The following is an 18003-nucleotide window of genomic DNA, read 5'->3' on the forward strand; positions in this document are numbered from 1 at the left end:
AAGGCGGAAGAGCATCCGAGGCAAATACCCCGGCCGGCCGAAGCGAAAGGGCACGCGAGGCAAATTCCCGAGCCGGCCAAGGCGAAAGGGGCACGCGAGGCAAATTCCCGAGCCGGCCAAGGCGAAAGGGGCACGCGAGGCAAATTTCCGGGTCGGCCACAGTGAAAGGGCATGCGAGGCGAACGCCTCCGGCCGACCAAGGAGGATGGGCGGGGCGGCCGGCACGGGAGGGCTTGGGGTGAATGCCGGTGGATTGACCGGTGTGTGAGGGGGCATGCGGGGCGCATGCCGACTTACAGCAGGCCGGCGCGGCCGGCCAGGGCTGCCGCCTCCGCGCGGCTGGTGACGTGCAGTTTGCGTAGCAGCGTTGCGGTCAGGCGTTTGACGGTTCGCTCGGAGACGTGCAGCTTGACGGCTATGTCGACGGTTGATGCGCCGGCCGCGATCAGCCGCAGCAGGTCACGGTCGTCGTCGGACAGGGTCTCCGGTACGGCGGGCCGGCCGTTCTTCTCGATCATCACGGCGAGCAGCCGTGGCGGCACCACCGCCCAGCCGTCGATCACGGCCAGCAGCGGCTGGAGGATGTCGGCCGGATCGCTGCTCTTGGGCAGGAACCCAGCGGCCCCGGCCCGCAGTGCCGCCAGCGCCAGCTCCGGATCGTCATCGCCCGACATGGCCAGCACCCGCGCCCGCGGGGCAGCCCGGCGCACCGCGTCGATCGCCCGCAACCCACCGGGCGGCGGCATGCGCAGATCCACCAGAACCACATCCGGCACGGCGTGCCGGACCACACTGGCCGCGTACGCCGCGTCGTCCGTAGTCGCCACAACGGTGGCACGCCCGTCACTCACCTCGGGCAGGAGCAGTTCCAGGCCGCGCGCGAAGAGATTGTGGTCATCGACGATCGCCACTCGAATGTTGCGCATGGCGCCCGCTTCCCCCATCCGGGACAACTCATGCGCCTGATCCGCCGCCGCCACCCCACCAGCCCGACCCGCCCGGGCGACCCTCGCGCCGCCACGTTCCGCCCGGCCGACCCCCGCACGGACAACCCCGGGACTGCCGAAACTAGGACGGCGGATTTCAGGACGGCCAAATCCAGGACAGCCGAACGCCCGGGGGCGGAACCCAAGACGGCCAGTTCCAGGACAGCCGAGCCCGGAACGGCCGAACCCTGGGCGACGGAGATTCGGACGGACAGGTCTGGCGTCAGCGGCTCGACTGGGCCGGGCGGCTTTGCCGGTGGCATCTCGCTTGCCGGCGTCACCGGTGACACCGGGCCTGTGGTTGCTGCCGGGGGCGGGGACGAGCTCGGGCTTGCCGTGGGCTCCGGTGGTGGCGCTGATCCGGGGCTTCTGCTGGCTCGCAGCCTCTGTCATGAGCTGCGGCCGCCGATGGCGACGCTGGCCGCTCTGCTTCGGGCGTTGGAGGAGGCGCCGCCGGAGCCTCGGCGCAGTGAGCTTGCTCGGCTTGCGGCGGAGCATGTGGAGTATGCGGGTGCGGTTCTGCGGGAAGCCGCCGCGACCGCGTGGGGGCGGGAAGGGGACGGGCCGCGGGCGCCGGAGTCGCTGGGGGTGGTTCTGGCGGCTGTTCGGGCCGGGGCTCCGGGATTGTCGGTTTCGGCCAGTCGGGCGGCGCTGGGGTGGCCGGTGCATCCGGCGCACACCCGGCAGATTCTGATCAATCTGGTGGGCAACTCGCTTCGGCACGCGCCGGGGCCGGTGAAGCTCACCGCCTCGGTGCGGGCGCGGCGGCTGCGCCTCGCGGTTGTCGACCGGGGTGGTGCGACGCCGGCCCTGCGTACCGCGCTGCGGCGCCGCACCGCGCCGCCGGATGACCGCGGCCTCGGGCTGTGGGTTGTCCGGCAGCTCGTGGGCTCGTTACGCGGGTCGGTCCGGGCTCGCCGGCTCTTCCCGGCCGGGCTGGCCATGGAGGTCGTCCTGCCGCGGTGGCCCCGGCGGGCCGCCGCGCGGCCCCCGTGGGCCGGGCGGCGGGGAAGTCCACTGACATGAAGCCGGACCTCATGCTGCGAACCCTGGTTCTCGCCCCCTGGCTGGTCGCGCTGGCGGCGTACGAGGGAACCCAGCCCTTAGGCCTTTTCCTTGTACTCGTCCTCGTTCTGGTCTGGGTCGCGCCGCTGATCCGCGATCGCCAGGTTGTGCAGCAGAAACGCCTCCCCTAGGCAGATCCGGGCGAACTCCGACAGGTCGAGGCTTTCGTCGGGGGAATGCGTTCGTGAGTACGGGTCCTCGGCGCCCGTCACCATGATCACGGCATCCGGGAGCACGGCGCGGAAGTCGGCGATGAACGGGATGGAGCCGCCCAGGCCCATGTCGACCGGGTCGGTGCCGTCCCAGGCGTCGCGCAGCGCGGCGCGGGCCGCGTCGAAGGCCGGGCCGGTCGCGTCCAGGGCGGTCGGCTCGCCCGTGAGTTCCAGCGTGACCGTCAGCTGAGCACCCCACGGCACGTGCTTCTCCAGGTGGGCGCGGATCGCCTGCCAGGCCGCGCCGGCGTCGTCCCCCGGCGCCACCCGGACGCCGATCTTCGCCTTGGCCACCGGCACCAGAGCGTTGGGCGCGGCGCCGGTCGGCGGGGCGTCGAGGCCGAGCACCGAGATCGAGGGCCTGGTCCAGTTGCGCGCGGCGATGCCGCCGGAGCCGATCAGGTGTACGCCGTCGAGGACCCCGGCCTGCCGGCGGAAACGCTCCTCCGGGTAGTCCAGGGTGGCGTGGTCGTAGCCGCCGAGCCCGTCGACGGCCGGGTTGCCGTCGGCGTCGTGCAGGGTGGCGATCAGCCGGGCCAGCGTGGTCAGCGCGTCCGGGGCCGGGCCGCCGTAGATGCCGCTGTGCACCGCCGACTCGAGGGTCCGTACCTCGACGAAGCAGTTGACCTCGCCGCGCAGCGACGTGGTGAGCGCGGGCACGCCGAGGTCCCAGTTGGTCGAGTCGGCGATCACGATGACGTCGGCCCGCAGGTCGTCGAGGTGCTCGCGGAGGATGCCGCGCAGCGAGTGGGAGCCGTACTCCTCCTCGCCCTCGACGAAGACCACCACGCCGACCGGCAGGTCGTCGCCGAAGGCGCGCAACGCGGCGACGTGCGCCATGATGCCCGACTTGTCGTCGGCGGTGCCCCGCCCGTACAACCGGCCGTCGCGCTCCTGCGGCTCGAACGGATCACCGTTCGTCCACAAAGATCGGTCAACGGCCGGCTGTACGTCGTGGTGGGCGTACAACATGACGGTCGGCGCTCCCGGCGGCGCCGCCCGGCGGCCGATCACCGCGGGGCGGCCGCCGCTGCGGACGACCTTCGTGTCGAGGCCGCAGCCGCGGAGAAGGTCGGCGACCGCGTCGGCCGACCGGTCCACCTGGGCGTGGTCGAAGCCGTCGAAGGCGACGCTGGGAATGCGCACCAGCCGTTCGAGGCCGGCCCGGACGCCGGGCATCTCCCGCGCCACGGCGGCGCGGAGTTCCTGTTGGGTCATGGTCATGCCGCGGCTTCATTCCCGCAGGTGGCGAGGCCCTACCCGACTTGCGGACGTGACGCCCAGCTATTTCGGCGGCACCTATCCACTGCCGGATCGTTCCGTCGACCAGGTACGACGTCGGCGCGGACGCGGAACTCGTGGTCGAGCCACACCTCACGGCCGGCGCCGGCGTAACAGTTATCGGCCGTGGAAAACCGGGGGGCGCCGCTCCATGAAGGCGCGCTGCCCTTCCCGCTCGTCGGCGCTGTCGGCGCAGGCTGCGACCATCTCGCGGGCCCGCGCCGCCAGCTCGGGGTGGGCGGTGGCTCGGATCGACGCCTTGGCCGCTCGAACCGACAGCGGGGCGTTGGCCGCGATGGCTTTGACCGTCCGCAGCGCGTCAGCGTTCAATTCCTCGGTCGGAACCAGGCGGTTGACGAAGCCCGCGGCCAGTGCCTCGGCCGCGGTGAACGTGCGGGCGGTGAGCAGCAGATCGGCCGCGTGGGCCGGACCGACCACATGCACGAGCGTTTCGGCCAGCGCCACCGGATAGCCCACCCCCAGCCGCGCCGCCGGAATGCCGAACATGCTGCCCTCGGCCGCGATCCGTAGATCGGCGCTGAGGGCCAGAGCCATACCGGCACCGAGGCAGTGCCCCCGGATGACGGCGATCAACGGCGTCCGCAGCCCGCTCAGGGTGGCGAACAGCCCCGACAGCGCCTCGTTGAACGCGCGCCGCCCGTCTTCGGAGTCGTGGTGCCCGGCGAACTCGGAGATGTCGGCACCGGCGCAGAAGGTATTGCCCGCCCCCGTCAGCACGATGCTGCGGGCCGCGTCATCGTCGTCGAGCTGCCGCACCGCGGACTCAAGGTCACCCATCAACGCCACCGAGAGAGCGTTACGCCGAGCCGGGTTGTCGATGGTCACCCATCCGGCGCCGTCACGTACGGCGTATTCAATCATCAATGCCCCCGTCTTCCTCCGGCCCGTGACCGAAGCCGTGCCATCGCGGTTGAGCCTAGGTGAGCACCGTGGTCCCGGCGTGGATGACCAGCGCACCCGGCGGCGGCCTGCCCTGGCCCCTGCTGGTGGCGTGGACAGCCGCAGCCGTGGTGACAACGACAGTCCTGGCCGCGGCGGCGGTTCGCGTGGTCGCACTGACCCGGCGAACACCGGCCGGCGGCTGGAAGGCGCTGGTCCCCGTCCTTCCCGGCTTCGCGGCCGGCGGCGTGTCCCTGCTGGTGATGATGCCCGGAATGATGACGGCCGACGGCTACGGCTATTTCACGGCGCTCGGCTTCCTGTCACCATGGACTCTCGGCCTCAGCGCCACAGCTTGGCTGCGAGGCCGCGCGGCGATGACGGCACTGATCGCCGTGGCGGCGTCTGCGGTGTTGTTCCTGGTTGTCGCCTTCAGCGCGGAACTGCATTCGCTCCTATTTCCCCCACCGGACGAATATCTCCCCCTGCACGACTAGTGAAGTTGTCGGCGCAGCCGCTCAAGAAGTGCCGTGTCGGCGGCAAGGTCGGGGTGGCTGACCTGACGTTCCAGCTCGACGGCCCGTTCAAGTTCGTTGATCGCTTGGTCAAGCCGACCGTGAGCAAGATGGACCATAGCGATGTTGAATCGGGTAGTCGCCTCGCCGACCCGGTCACCGACTTCCCGCTGAATCGGCAAGGCCTCTTGGCAGTACGCCAGTGCCTGCTGCCGATCGCCCAACCGGTTATACAAGCTGCCGATGTTGCTGAGGGCAGTGGCTTCGCCCGCCCGGTCACCGACCGCCCTGGCAATGGGAAGGGCCTGCTGGAAGTGCGCTAGGGCCTGCCGTGGATCACCCAGCTCATTGAGCGACAGCCCGATATTACTCAAAGTAGCGGCTTCATTGCCGCTGCTGCCCTTCTGCCGGTACAAGGCCAAGGCTTGTCCATAGTCATTGAGCGCTTGCGAGGCTCGACCGGTTGCGGACCGTGCCCAGCCTCGGCTGTAGAACGCGTCGGCGTCTGGTCCTAGGCGCAGCGTTTCGGTGGTGAGGGCTTCGACCTCGGCGAACCGTGATGTTCGCAGCCAGGTTGCTGCCACTTGGCTGCCGACTTCCCGGGCGATGCTCGCCTCCCGGCCGGCCACCGCCAGCCGATGCACCTCGACCTGATGGGCGACGGTGACCACCGCACCTCGATTCTCTGCCATCTCGGCGCTCCCTGCGAACGAGCCCTTCGATGATCCCGCTCTGATGGGTCAGCAACGCTACAGATTTGGGTGGGGTCGGAAATCCGTCACATGGGCGATACCGGTCTGGGCCGGATGGGACTGTCCTTGGTCCAGCGTCGGTAAGCGGAAAAGGATGGGCAAATGGGTAGCGCCACGGTGGAGGTTTCAGGGGTACGGGCTGCGCAGTCGGCGGCTGAGCTGCGGGCCGCGCTCGTTGCGGAGGCCCGGCCGGGCGATTCCGTGTCGCCTGTGGAGGTTCAGCGGTCGGCGGAGATGGTGATCGCGGTGATCGGGCTCGTGTTCTCCGGGGTGGAGGTGGCCAAGACGCTCGCTGAGTGGTGGCAGGCGCGGCGTAAGGACGATGTCGCTGTCACGATTCTTCTGCCGGACGGTACGCGGATCGAGCTCAAGGACGCTGATCAGGAGCAGTTGGAGATCACGCTCGGGCGGGGATGAGCCGGATGAACACGTACGAGCTGGAGATCTTCGAGCAGACCTCGAGCTACTACGAGCTGAGGCTGTCCAGCGATGACGGTCCGCCGCTGACGCGAGGCTTGGACGGGGCGATCGTCGACGAGCTGATCGCTCTGGTGGAGCGGGACTACAGCCAGGACGCGTACGCGCAAAAGGTGTTCGGCGCTGTTCGGCTCAGCGAGTTGGGTGAGCGTCTCGCGGTCTTTCTCGACGGGGACGAGCGGTGGCTGGCTCCGGTCCTGCTGCACCGGGACGGGGCCGTACTGCGAATCACCGCCGCGCAGCGGCTGCGTCATCTGCCCTGGGAGCTGCTGGCCCAGCAAGGCTCTTTTCTCGCGGTCGCGGGTCGTGCGCCTTTATTGCCCGTACGGGCTGTGGGCGCCAACGCCGCTCCGATAGCGCCCGGTAATCGGCCGTTGCGGGTGCTGTTCATGGCCACCTCCCCGGAAGGGGTCGAGCCCGTCCTCAACTACGAGGCGGAAGAGACGGCCATTCTGGACGCCACGTCGCGTACGGGAACCGATCTGGTCGTCGAAGAAAGCGGAACCCTGGAAGGGCTTCGTTTCCTGAGCCGCGACTACGGCCCCGACCATTTCGACGTTCTGCATTTGAGCGGGCACGCCACCACCAGCGGTGGGCAGCCGACGTTCGTGGTGGAGAACGAGTTCGGCGGGAGCGTCATGGCCACCGCCGACCAGATCGCCCAGGCGCTGGAAGGCCATTGGCCCCGGCTGGTGTTCGTCTCGGGCTGCCTGACCGGTAGCTCTCCCGGCGGCGGAACCCTTCCGTCGATGAGCGAGAGCCTGGTCAAAGCGGGAGCGCCGGCGGTGCTGGGCTGGGCGCTGCCGGTCGGCGACGTCTCGGCGACCGAGTTCGCCGCCGAGCTGTACCGGTCGCTGGCCGACGGGCAGCCCCTCGATCACGCCGTCGTCGAGGCGCGTCGCCATCTCTACGCGAACAAGCGCGGCAACTGGCATCTGCTGCGCGTCTACGCCGACCGGTCGCCGCTGGCTCCCATGGTCACCCCGCTGCACACCCCGAAAAGGGCTCGCTTGCGGGTACGGGCGGCCGACCAGGAGTTCCTGGACCCGCAGACCCAGCTGTCCCGGGTCGCCTCGCGGGCGACGTTCGTCGGCCGGCGCCGCATCATCCAGCGCTGCCTGCGCACGCTCAAGAAACCGGCCGGCGCCGGTACCGCGCAGGCCCTGGTGCTGCAGGGCATGGGCGGTCTCGGCAAGAGCAGCCTCGCCTCGCGGCTGCTGGAGCGCATGCCCACCCACCAACGCGTGGTCTGGTACGGCCGGGTCGACCTGACGAAGTTCCGCGAGCTCACCAACAAGGTCCGCTTCGACACCCTGGAAGCGCAGGCCGAAGCAGCCGAGGTGCTCGACAACGACCGGGTTTCCCTGACGCTTCGCCTCCGTCACCTGCTCGACGCCGACGGCCTGCTCGGACAGACACCATGCCTGTTCGTCTTCGACGACTTCGAGGACGGCAACCTCGACAAGCGCGGCGCCGACGGCCACGTACTCTCCCCCGACATGGCCGGCATCCTGCCCGCCCTGCTGCAGGCGATCCGCGACACGGGCAGCCCCAGCCGGGTCATCATCACGAGCCGCTACCGCTTCCCCACACCGGCCGGAACCACAGTCGTCGTCGAATCCCTGGAAACTCTCACGCCCGTCGAGCAGGCCAAGAAGATCGCGAACCTCCGAAACCTGCGCCTGGACTCAACCCTCGACCCCGGCATCCGAGACCGAGCGATCGACGCCGCGGCCGGCAACCCCCGCCTGCTCGACTGGCTCGACCTGATCGTCACCGACACCGCCCTCGACGTCGACGCCCTGCTCACGGCCATCGAAAACGAGGCCGACCGTTTCCGCCGCGAAACGATTCTCGCCACCAACCTGCTCGACTCGCAGCCCCTGGACCTGCGAAAAATGCTCGCCAAAGTCAACGTCGTAGAACTGCCCGTTCCGGTGGAGACGGTCCACGCCCTACACGACCACGAGGACGCCGCCAGCCACATCGAACGCGCCGCCCAATTGGGCCTGATCGAGGAGGGCACCGACCCCGAAACGGGTCAGCCCCGCTACTACGTCTCGAACGTCCTACGCCCGCTGATCCGTCCCTTGCTCACCGACGACGAGTACACCCAGGCGTGCGCAGCCGCCGCCCGGTCCCTGTATGAACTGTGGATCACAGGCCCCGAGGCGACGTCATGACGTCAATCCAGCAAGCGATCGAGGTGCACCGGCTCGCGGTGGCCGGCCAGCAACTCGACATCGCCAGTGACGTCGGCGCCCGACTGGCCCACGTATGGCTACGCACCTCACGCTTCGCCGATGTCGAAACCCTGGCGACATCGACGTTGAGTTTGGGCACAGACGCCAGGGCCCTCTTCAGCCGGGGTCGGGCACGCCTAGTCACCGGCCAGCCCCGACAGGCGCTCGACGACTTCGAGAAGGCCTTAGCCCTGGATCAGTTAGCGGGTGACAAGGCCAACGAAGCTGCCACTCTTAACAGCATCGGCACCGTGTACAGCGCCCTTGGCGACCAGCAGCAGGCCCTGACCTATTTCGAGCGAGTCCTACCCCTCGCACGAGAGGCCGGTGGCCGCGTCAGCGAAGCGGCCATTCTCAACAACATCGGCCACGTCCACGACGCGTTGGGCGACCAGGAGCAAGCTTTGGCCTACTACCAACAAGCCCTACCTATCACACGGGAGGTCGGCAACCGCGCCGGCGAAGCCACCACCCTCAACAACATCGGCCACGCCCACGACGCGTTGGGCGACCAGGAGCAAGCTTTGACCTACTACCAACAAGCCCTACCTATCACACGGGAGGTCGGCAACCGCGCCGGCGAAGCCACCACCCTCAACAACATTGGCCAAGTCCACGACGTGTTAGGCGACTACGAGCAGGCTCTGGCCTACCACCAACAGGCCCTACCCATTCGACGCGAGGTCGGTGACCGTGCCGGCGAAGCCACCACTCTCAACAACATCGGCACCGTGTACGAGGGGTTGGGCGACCGGCGACAAGCTCTGACCTTCTACCGGCAAGCCCTGCCTATCCGGCGCGGGACTGGTGACCGAGTCGGCGAGGCGACCGCTCGATACAACATCGCGACGGTCCACCTGGCACAGGGTGAGCTCGACCAGGCCATCAGCGAACTCGAACAGGTAGTCGACCTTGATCGTCAGGTCAGCCATCCCGACCTCGCCAAAGACACCGCACTTCTCGAAAAGCTACGTCAACGACAAGCGGAAGCTAGGAAAATGTCTTAAGTGCGGCATCCGACCTGCGGCCAGGCGCGAACCCTGACCGCAGGCCCTGGAAACGCCCCGGTTCAGTCCTTCAGGAGCTGGCGGGCCATGACGATGCGCTGGACCTGGTTGGTGCCCTCGTAGATCTGGGTGATTTTGGCGTCGCGCATCATGCGCTCCACCGGGTAGTCGCGGGTGTAGCCGTAGCCGCCCAGGAGCTGGACCGCGTCCGTGGTGATTTCCATGGCGGCGTCGGAGGCGAAGCACTTCGCGGCCGCGCCGAAGTAGGTCAGGTCGGCGTCGCCTCGTTCGCTCTTACCGGCGGCGGCGTACGTCAGCTGGCGGGCCGCCTCGAGCTTCATGCCCATGTCGGCCAGCATGAACTGGACGCCCTGGAAGTCGCTCACCGGCTTGCCGAACTGCTTGCGTTCCTTCACGTAGCCCTTGGCGAAGTCGAGGGCGCCCTGCGCGATGCCCAGCGCCTGGGCCGCGATCGTCACCCGCGTGTGGTCGAGGGTGGCCATGGCCGTGGCGAAGCCGGTGCCCTCGGCGCCGATCATGCGGTCGGCGGGGATGCGGACGTTGTCGAAGTAGACCTCGCGGGTCGGGGAACCCTTGATGCCCAGCTTCTTCTCCGGCGCCCCGAACGAGACCCCCTCGTCCGACTTCTCCACGACGAACGCCGAGATGCCGCGCGACCGCAACGTGGGGTCGGTGACCGCGAAGACCGTGTAGTACTCCGACACGCCCGCGTTGGTGATCCAGCGCTTGACCCCGTTGAGCACCCAGAAGTCGCCGTCGCGGACCGCGCGCGTGGTCATCGACGCCGCGTCCGAGCCGGCCTCCGGCTCGGACAGGCAGTACGAGAACATCGCCTCGCCCGACGCCACCTTGGGCAGGTACTTCTGCTTGAGCTCTTCCGACGCCGCCAGGATGAGGGGCATCGTGCCGAGCTTGTTCACCGCCGGGATCAGCGACGAGGACGCGCAGGCGCGGGCCACCTCCTCGATCACGATCGCGGTGGCCAGGGCGTCCGCGCCGGCGCCGCCGTACTCGACCGGGATGTGCGGGGCGTGGAAGTCGGAGGCGCGCAGCGCGTCGTAGGAAGCCTTGGGGAACTCGCTGGTCTCGTCGGCCTCGGCCGCGTTCGGCGCCACGCGGGCGTCGCAGACCTCGCGCACGGCGGCCCGGATGGTCTCGTGGTCCTCCGAAAGCCGGTAGGCGTCGAACTCGCTCATGGCCCATGCCCTTCTCGTTTGCAGCGATGTTACTGGCAGGTAGCGTACGCCCGCCAGGGTCCGGATCGTTATGCCAGACGTGATCACGCTTCCCCGTCTGGCCTTCCTGGGCACCGGATACCTCGGCGCCACGTACGCCATCTGCTTCGCCGAGCTCGGCTACGAGGTCCTCGGGTTCGACGTCGACGAGGCGAAGATATCCAAGCTGGCGAGCGGCCAGGTGCCGTTCCACGAGCCGGGGCTGGACGATCTGCTGCGCCGCAACCTCGCGTCCGGCCGGTTGCGCTTCGTGACCACGTACCGGGAAATCGCGAATTTTGCCGATGTTCACTTCATCTGTGTCGGCACCCCGCAGCGGGCGGACGGCATGGGCGCCGACCTCAGCTACGTGGAGAGCGCCGTGATCAACCTGGCCCCGCTGCTCACCAAGCGGGCGCTGATCGTGGGCAAGTCGACGGTGCCCGTCGGCACCGCGGACTGGGTCGAGGAACTGGTCGCCAAGCACGCCGACCCCGGGCTCGGGGTCGAGGTCGCCTGGTCACCGGAGTTCCTGCAGGAGGGGTACGCGGTCGAGGACGTCCTGCGACCGAATCGGATCGTCTGCGGGGTGAAGAGCCAGTGGGCGTCGGACCGCCTGCGCGCCGCCCACAAGGGCGTCTTCGACCTGGCGGCCACCGAGGATCGCGACGTTCCGGTGGTGATGACCGATTTCGCAACGGCCGAACTGGTCAAGGTGGCCGCCAACGCCTTCCTCGCCACCAAGATCAGCTTCATCAACGCGATGGCCGAGGTCTGCGACGTCGCCGGGGCCGACGTCACCCAGCTCGCCCGGGCCATCGGCTACGACCCGCGGATCGGCAACCGCTTCCTGCAGGCCGGCCTCGGCTTCGGCGGCGGCTGCCTGCCCAAGGACATCCGCGCCTTCCAGGCCCGCGCGCAGGAGCTGGGCGCGGGCGAGGCGCTGCGCTTCCTGCACGAGGTCGATCTGATCAACACCCGCCGGCGCTCCCGGGTGCTCACCCTCGCGGCGGAGCTGCTCGGGCGGCCGGTCGGCCCGGCCGGGCCGGACCTTTCCGGCACGTCGGTGGCTGTGCTGGGCGCGACGTTCAAGCCGAACTCCGATGACGTCCGCGACGCGCCCAGTCTCGCCGTCGCGGGCGCCCTGGCCGCGGCCGGCGCGCACGTCCGCGTCTACGACCCGCAGGGCATGGCGAACGCCCGCCGGGCCCAGCCGGCCTTGAACTACGCCGAGTCGATGACGGCCGCCGTGACGGACGTCTCCCTCGTCCTCGTCGCGACCGAATGGCCGGAATTTCGCAACGCCGACCCGGTGCTCCTGGGTGAGCTCGTCGCCGACCGCAAGGTCATCGACGGGCGGAATTGCCTGGATCCGCGCCAGTGGTCGCGGGCGGGGTGGTCCTATCGGGGGATGGGGCGGCCGCCCGCCTGAGACCCGGGCACGAGGTCTGCGGCGTTTTCTATAGATCTCCGCCCCCGTGAGCCTGTTCTAATGAGGTGTCGTATGGGCATGCTCTAGGTGGACGGGTGGCCGGCAGGTCGAGGAGGTTCCGTGGCGCAGGCTGAACAGCCCGACAGCTACGACGAAGAGCTGGCCCGCATCGAAGCCTCGATCGCGGATCTGAAGATCCGCGACATGGCCGCGGCGAAGGAGCGCACCCAGATCGCCGCCAAGATCCAGGCGGCGCAGTTCCAGCGCGACATCCTGTCGCACGCCAACCAGCAGAAAAAGGCCAAAAAGGCGGCAAAGCCCCGGCGTGTACGCAGGCCGGACGCCCCGCCTCCCCCGCCACCCCCGCCGGGCGGCGTCACGGACTACGACGCCCCTCCGCCCCCGCCCGGGACCAGCCCGCCACGCGACGCCCCGCCGCCTCCGCCCGGCGGCGCCTCCGCGCGGAACGCCCCGCCGCCTCCGCCGCCCGGACGTACGGTCGTCGATGCGGAGCCGCCGCCGCGCCGTACGGCCCGCCCGGCCGGCCCGCCGCCGGACTGGGCCGCCCCGGGCACCGCGCACAGCGGCCCACCCGGCGTCGCCACCGACGGCGTGACAGCGCTCGTCGACGACCCGCCGCCCACCGAGCGGGTGGCTCCCCCGCCCCGCCGGGTCGCCAGCTTCACCGGCGGCGAGGTCCACCCGCCCGAGGCGTCCTCGCAGTCGGTGCAGAACATCACGCTCGCCCTCGGCGCCCTGCTCATCGGCGTGGCCGCCGTCGTCTTCGCCGGCGTCGCCGTCAACAACCCCCTGGCCCGGGCCACCATCCTGGCCATGGCCACCGCGATCGCCCTGGTCGCCGCCCCCGGCATCGCCAAGCGCGGCCTGAGCTCGACCGCCGAGACCGTCGCCGGTGTCGGCCTCGTGCTGCTGCCCATGACGATGTTCGCGCTGCACGGCAGCGAGCTGGCCGGCGGCGCCGACGTGCCCGTCCCGCTCTATCTGGGCATCACCTTCGCGATCACCGCCGTGGCCAGCTTCCTCTACGCCGGCGTCACCCGCCTGGCCGCTCCGCGCTACGCGACCGTCGTCGCCGTCCAGCCGGTGCCCCTGCTGCTGGCCGAGCCGCTGATCCAGAGCCCGGCCGGCTGGGGCATGGCGCTGACCATCGTCGCCGTACTCGACCTGCTCCTGCTCACCACCGTGATCCGCCGTGGCCGCCTGCTGCCGCGATGGCCTCTCGGGCGCCCGGTCGCGGGCGACCGCGAGACGCTCGCCCAGGCCGACGACGACCTTCACCCGGGCGCGCCCGATCCGGCCGACCCCGACGCGTACGCGGCCGACGCCCCGCCCCGGCCCGAGTCGGCTCCGGAGGAGCCCGACCTCATCATCCACGGGCTGACCGGGCCCAGGCGCCGCTGGCTGCGCACCCGCATCTTCCCCGGTCCCCGCCCGGCGGGCGCCCCCGCCGCCGGTTCGGTTCCGCTCGCCCCGCCGGCCAGCCCGCCCTCGGCCGACTGGCTCCGCGAGCTCACGTTCGCCCTGCTCTGCGTGGCCAGCGCGGGCGCCCTGCTCTACTCGTCGGTCGCCCTGCTCCAGGCCCAGGTCGTGCCGGACGCCATGCGTTCCGGCCTGATCGTGGTGCTGGCCGCGCTGACCACGGTGGCCGCCGCCTGGCTGCTCGACAACCTGACCGCCCGCAACATCGCCGGCGGGGTGCTCGCCCTGGCCCTGGTCGGCTCGGCCGCCCGGATCGCCGACGTGGTGTCGCCGCGCTGGACCATCGTGGTGGCCGCCGCCGTCGTCGCGGTCGTCGGCGCCGTCGCCTCCCTGCTGCCGGCCGAGGTCCGGCGCGGTCCCGAGATCGCCTCGGCCGTCGCGCTCGGCATCGTCGGCGTCATCCTCACCGTCGACTGCCTGCGCGCCGCTCTGGCCCCGCTCCAGGCGGCCCGCCCGGTCTGGCACGCCGACACCGCCGGCTACGCGGCCAAGCTCGCCGACGCGACTCAGGGCCAGGGCTGGCTGCTCGCGTTCAGCGCCCTGATCGTCACCATCGGCGCCGCGCTCGCCCTGCCCCGCAACGTGCGCCACGAGGGCGCGGTCACCGGTATCGCGCTGACCGCCCTGGCCGTGCCCGCCTCGCTGAGCATGCGCTGGTCGGAGGCGCCGTGGCCGCTGGTCCTGGCCGCCGTCGGCATCGGCGCGGCCGGCCTGGCCGCCACCACCCGGCGGATCGCGATCGTGCACGTCGCCGCGGCCGCCGTGGTCGGCTTCTTCGGCGCCGGTTCCGCCCTCAGCGCCCCGTGGCTGACCGCCGCCGTGCTCACCGCGCTGGCCGGGGCCGGCGTGATGATCGCCGTGGCCGCCCGGCAGATCCCGATCCGGTTGTACGCCTGGCTGGTCGGCGACTGGGCCTCCGGCGCGGCCGCCCTGGCCCTGCCCGGCGCCGTGGTCACCGCCGCGCTCGCCGTCGCCGACCGCGGCGACGGCCCGCCGCCCACCCCGGAAGTCACCGTGCCCGCGCTGGCCGTCGGCTTCCTCGCGGTCGCCGCCACGCTCAGCTACGCCGCCGTCTTCCAGGTGGCCCGCCGCGAGATCAGCACCCCGCTCACGGCCGGCACCAGCCTCGGAGCGATCTCGCTGGCCCTGGCCGCCCTGCTCGCCCCCGGCGCGACCGCGCCCGACGTCTGGGTCGGCGCGCTGCTGCTGGTCGCCGCGGGCCTGCTGTTCTTCGCCAAGTCGATCGACAACGGCCGGCGCAGCGACCGGGTGCTGGACGGCCCCGACATCGCCGCCGCGGCCGCCACCGTCGCCATCTGCGGCGCGCTGGCCCGGGTCTTCGCGCTGGCCTTCCCGAGCGCGCCGCTGGCCGTGGCCGGCGTGGTCGTGCTGATCGTCGCCTTCGGCGTGGCGCTGCTCCCGGCCGACTGGAGCCGCGGGCCCAACCGGGGTCTGGCCGTGGCCGGTGTCGTGGTCGGCGCGATCGCCGGCTGGCAGGCCCTGGCCGGCGCCGGCCGCGTCATCACGGTTCTGGGCGAGGTGTGGGACGCCGACCTGAGCAAGTACCCGGCGCCCGGCCCCGGCGCCTGGCAGGCGCCGTTCGCCCTGCTCATGGTCGCCTTCGCGGCCGCCATCGCCGCGCCCCGCCCGTTCTCGTACCTGATCTCCGCCGTCTGCGGGGCGCTGGCCACCATCGGCGCGCCGTTCGCGCTGGGCTTGCCCTGGTGGTCGCCGCTGCTGATCAGCGGCGCGGTCGCCATCGGCTACGTGATGGCCGCCGTGGCCACCACCGACCCGCGGGCCGCCCTGTGCCGCGCCGGCGCCGCCGCCGTCGTGCTGCTCTACGCGGTCGGCGCCGGACTGGCCCGGCCCTGGTCGACCGCGCTCGCGCTGCTGGTGGTCGTGCTGGTCGGCCTGCTGGCCGCCGTGATGGCCCGGACCGCGGTGGCCGAGATCCCCGACCCGGCCGAGGACGACGCCGTGCCCGGCGGCCCCGGCCGCTTCTGGGCGCCGTTCGTGGTGACCGAGAGCGACCTGGCCCGCGACGACACCGGCATGCCCCGGCACCGCGCCCAGATCGGCGGCGCCGCCACCGGCGCCGTGCTGCTGGCGCTGCCCGGCGTGCTGGCCTCGCTCGCCGCCGACCAGGGCCACGACGCGCAGGTCGCGCTGACCGCCGCCATGGCCGCGTCCAGCCTCAGCCTGGCCCTGCTGGCCCTGGCCGGCCGCAAGATCCCGCAGTACCTGCCGTGGGCGACCGTCGGCCTGGTCCTCGGCGCGACCGTCACCGCGTTCGTGTCGATTCCCACCCCGTACTCGACGGCCCTCTACGCGGCCGCCGCCGCCCTGCTCGGCGTGATGGCCGAACTGCTGCGCGGCTCCATCCCGGCTCCCGGCATCACGCTGGCCCGCGACCACTACTGGTCGAACACCCGTTTCCGCGGCCCGCGCCGCCCGCTCGGCCTCAGCGGCCGCTGGCTGGTCGACCCGGCCACCAGCGCGGTGGTGCTGGCCCTCGTACCCACCATCCTGGCCCTTTTCTCGATCGCCCCGGCGCTCAAGGCGGCCCTGATCGACCCGCTGGCCCAGGCCCAGCACATCTGGGACGGCCCCATCCCGGCGCTGTCCACCCCGCCCGCCGGCTACGTCGACGGCACCAGCGTCCTGGCCATCGTGCTGCTCACCGGCGCCGCCGCCCTGGCCGCCATCGGCTTCGGCGGCAAGGCCTCCGAGTCCGTACCGGTGATCCTGCCCGGCCTGGCCATCACCCTGCTGATCACGCCGATCGCCCTGCACATGCGCTTCCCGGCGGCGACCTCGGCCGCCCTGGTGGTCTTCACGATCTCGATGCTGGGCCTGGCCCTGACGCCGCCCCCGATCGCCACCCGCGCGTCGCTGCTGCGCACCACCCGCACGATCGTCTTCGTGATCGGCCTGCTGGCCGGCAACGCGGGCCTGGCCGGCAGCCTGGCCCAGCAGCCCCTGACCCTGTTCACCCTGGGCTCGGCGATCGGCGTCGGCCTGGTCGCCGCCCTCGGCGGCCGCAGCCGCCACGCCCGCGTCCTGGGCTGGCTCTTCACCGCCGTGATGGGCCAGTTCTTCGTCCTCACGGCCGCCATCGCCGCCGGCGTCCAGCGCCCGTGGGCCGCCTTCGGCGTCCTGGCGGTCGGCGCGGCCCTGCTCATCCTCGAGGCGACGGTCCCCCGGATGGGCCTCCCGCAGTACCGTCTCGAGGCCCAGACGGTCGAGTGGAGCGGCTACGCCTCGGCCATCCTGGCCGGCGTCCTGGCCTTCGACTCCCCCGCCCACCTGGCCGCCCTGCTCGCCGCCTGGGGCGCCGTGCTCGGCCTGGCCGCTTCCCGGGCCGGCCGTCCGGCCAACCAGCGCCGCCTGCTCTTCTGGCTGGCCGTGGGCTTCGAGATCGTCGGCTGGTGGCTGTTCATCGCCCTGGCCGACGTCGCACTCCCCGAGGCGTACACCCTGCCCTTCGCCGCCCTGGCTCTGATCGTCGGCGTCATCGAGTCGCGCCATCGCCCCGACCTGAGCAGCTGGGCCGCCTACGGCGTGGCGTTGCTGGCCGCGTTCGTCCCCACCATGGGCATCGTCCTGGCCGGCAACGGCGGCGAACTCCGCGAGGTCCTGCTGCTGCTGGGCGCCGTAGCCACCCTGATCATCGGCTCCCGCAACCGCCAGCAGGCTCCCGTGGTGGTCGGCGCCTTGGCCACCGTCTTCGCCGCCATCCACTTCGCCGTCACGCTGGTAGGCCCCTGGCTGGTCCTGGTGCCACTCGGCATCATCCTCCTCTGGGTCGGCGCCACAAACGAAAACCGCCGCCGCACCCGCGAAGGCCTACGAGGCGCCCTGGTCCGCATGCGGTAACCCCTAAAACCGCAGATATACGGAATTCTCCACCAGCACCGCCGAGGGCATCGGGCCCGTCGTGGTCATTCCCGGCGTGCCGCTGCCGGGCTGTTCCCGTCGCCATAGCTCAAAGCAAGGCGGCTTCGCCGCCACACCGCACTTCGACCACCACCCGCACAACCCGCTCGCACGACGGTCCGGATCAGCCCGTCTGCCGACAGGCCCCAGCACCGACAGGCCCTTCGATCAGCCCACAGCTGACAGGCCGCAGCGCCGACAGGCCCTTCGATCAGCCCACAGCTGACAGGCCGCAGCGCCGACAGGCCCTTCGATCAGCCCACGGCTGACAGGCCGCAGCGCCGACAGGCCCTTCGATCAGCCTGGCTCCGATAGGCCCCGGCTGGATCCCTCCACGCGGAGCCGGTGTGGCAGCTGGCCACGAGCGACGTGACAGCCGGCCAGGAACGGCGTGACGACCGACCGGAAACGGCGTGACAGCCGACCGGAAACGGCGTGACAGCCGACCGGGAACAGCGC

The 18003-nt window shown here is 71.2% G+C and carries 12 protein-coding genes; 7 read left to right on the top strand and 5 right to left on the bottom strand.

Features of this window, described 5'->3' with window-relative positions:
* Positions 1-293: 293 nt before the first annotated feature.
* On the bottom strand, positions 294-926 hold the full coding sequence (locus tag AB0C26_RS10595) for a response regulator transcription factor (RefSeq protein ID WP_360244948.1): 633 nt from the start codon (positions 924-926) through the stop codon (positions 294-296).
* Positions 927-1649: 723 nt separating this feature from the next.
* On the opposite strand from AB0C26_RS10595, the gene AB0C26_RS10600 reads away from it, so the two are divergent.
* Complete coding sequence (locus AB0C26_RS10600) at positions 1650-2012, top strand: ATP-binding protein (RefSeq protein ID WP_360244951.1); 363 nt, start codon at positions 1650-1652, stop codon at positions 2010-2012.
* A gap of 77 nt (positions 2013-2089) precedes the next feature.
* Here AB0C26_RS10600 and AB0C26_RS10605 read toward each other — a convergent pair whose 3' ends face one another.
* Together AB0C26_RS10605 and AB0C26_RS10610 are read right to left on the bottom strand one after the other, a co-directional pair.
* Entirely contained in the window at positions 2090-3487 is a 1398-nt protein-coding gene (locus AB0C26_RS10605; RefSeq protein WP_360244954.1) for a dipeptidase, read from the bottom strand.
* Between the two features lie 174 nt (positions 3488-3661).
* Positions 3662-4426 carry an enoyl-CoA hydratase-related protein gene (locus tag AB0C26_RS10610; RefSeq protein ID WP_360244957.1) on the bottom strand — a complete coding sequence of 255 codons (765 nt, stop codon included), beginning with the start codon at positions 4424-4426 and terminating at the stop codon, positions 3662-3664.
* Positions 4427-4485: 59 nt separating this feature from the next.
* Between AB0C26_RS10610 and AB0C26_RS10615 the strand changes: the two genes are divergently transcribed.
* Positions 4486-4941, top strand: a complete 456-nt coding sequence (locus AB0C26_RS10615) for a hypothetical protein (protein WP_360244960.1) — start codon at positions 4486-4488, stop codon at positions 4939-4941.
* Here AB0C26_RS10615 and AB0C26_RS10620 read toward each other — a convergent pair.
* Entirely contained in the window at positions 4938-5651 is a 714-nt protein-coding gene (locus AB0C26_RS10620; protein WP_360244963.1) for a tetratricopeptide repeat protein, read from the bottom strand. The two genes, AB0C26_RS10615 and AB0C26_RS10620, sit on opposite strands and share 4 nt — an antisense overlap.
* Positions 5652-5813: 162 nt before the next feature.
* On the opposite strand from AB0C26_RS10620, the gene AB0C26_RS10625 reads away from it, so the two are divergent.
* Genes AB0C26_RS10625 through AB0C26_RS10635 form a run of 3 tightly spaced genes read left to right on the top strand, consistent with a single transcriptional unit; the run spans position 5814 to position 9438 of the window.
* Positions 5814-6128, top strand: coding sequence for a hypothetical protein (locus tag AB0C26_RS10625; RefSeq protein ID WP_360244966.1), 315 nt, complete (start codon positions 5814-5816; stop codon positions 6126-6128).
* A gap of 5 nt (positions 6129-6133) precedes the next feature.
* Entirely contained in the window at positions 6134-8371 is a 2238-nt protein-coding gene (locus AB0C26_RS10630) for a CHAT domain-containing protein (protein WP_360244969.1), read from the top strand.
* Positions 8368-9438 (top strand): tetratricopeptide repeat protein, encoded by a 1071-nt coding sequence (locus AB0C26_RS10635; protein ID WP_360244972.1) that lies wholly within the window; start codon positions 8368-8370, stop codon positions 9436-9438. The genes AB0C26_RS10630 and AB0C26_RS10635 overlap by 4 nt, the downstream gene beginning before the upstream one ends.
* A 62-nt stretch (positions 9439-9500) precedes the next feature.
* Here the strand turns inward: AB0C26_RS10635 and AB0C26_RS10640 are convergent, their stop codons facing one another.
* Positions 9501-10655: an acyl-CoA dehydrogenase family protein gene (locus AB0C26_RS10640; RefSeq protein WP_360244975.1), complete on the bottom strand. Its 1155-nt coding sequence runs from the start codon at positions 10653-10655 to the stop codon at positions 9501-9503.
* A gap of 79 nt (positions 10656-10734) precedes the next feature.
* Here AB0C26_RS10640 and AB0C26_RS10645 point away from each other — a divergent pair, with 79 nt between their 5' ends.
* Positions 10735-12105 (top strand): UDP-glucose/GDP-mannose dehydrogenase family protein, encoded by a 1371-nt coding sequence (locus tag AB0C26_RS10645; RefSeq protein WP_360244978.1) that lies wholly within the window; start codon positions 10735-10737, stop codon positions 12103-12105.
* Between the two features lie 120 nt (positions 12106-12225).
* Positions 12226-17484, top strand: a complete 5259-nt coding sequence (locus tag AB0C26_RS10650) for an SCO7613 C-terminal domain-containing membrane protein (RefSeq protein ID WP_360244981.1) — start codon at positions 12226-12228, stop codon at positions 17482-17484.
* Positions 17485-18003: the final 519 nt, after the last annotated feature.

Origin of the sequence: Actinoplanes sp. NPDC048796, from assembly GCF_040650035.1 — a bacterium.
In the GTDB taxonomy this organism is placed as follows: domain Bacteria; phylum Actinomycetota; class Actinomycetes; order Mycobacteriales; family Micromonosporaceae; genus Actinoplanes.

Coding starts and splice junctions, on each gene's coding strand:
- AB0C26_RS10595 (WP_360244948.1), bottom strand. CDS start 926: ATGCGCAACATTCGAGTGGCGATCGTCGATGACCACAATCTCTTCGCG.
- AB0C26_RS10605 (WP_360244954.1), bottom strand. CDS start 3,487: ATGACCATGACCCAACAGGAACTCCGCGCCGCCGTGGCGCGGGAGATG.
- AB0C26_RS10610 (WP_360244957.1), bottom strand. CDS start 4,426: ATGATTGAATACGCCGTACGTGACGGCGCCGGATGGGTGACCATCGAC.
- AB0C26_RS10620 (WP_360244963.1), bottom strand. CDS start 5,651: ATGGCAGAGAATCGAGGTGCGGTGGTCACCGTCGCCCATCAGGTCGAG.
- AB0C26_RS10625 (WP_360244966.1), top strand. CDS start 5,814: ATGGGTAGCGCCACGGTGGAGGTTTCAGGGGTACGGGCTGCGCAGTCG.
- AB0C26_RS10630 (WP_360244969.1), top strand. CDS start 6,134: ATGAACACGTACGAGCTGGAGATCTTCGAGCAGACCTCGAGCTACTAC.
- AB0C26_RS10635 (WP_360244972.1), top strand. CDS start 8,368: ATGACGTCAATCCAGCAAGCGATCGAGGTGCACCGGCTCGCGGTGGCC.
- AB0C26_RS10640 (WP_360244975.1), bottom strand. CDS start 10,655: ATGAGCGAGTTCGACGCCTACCGGCTTTCGGAGGACCACGAGACCATC.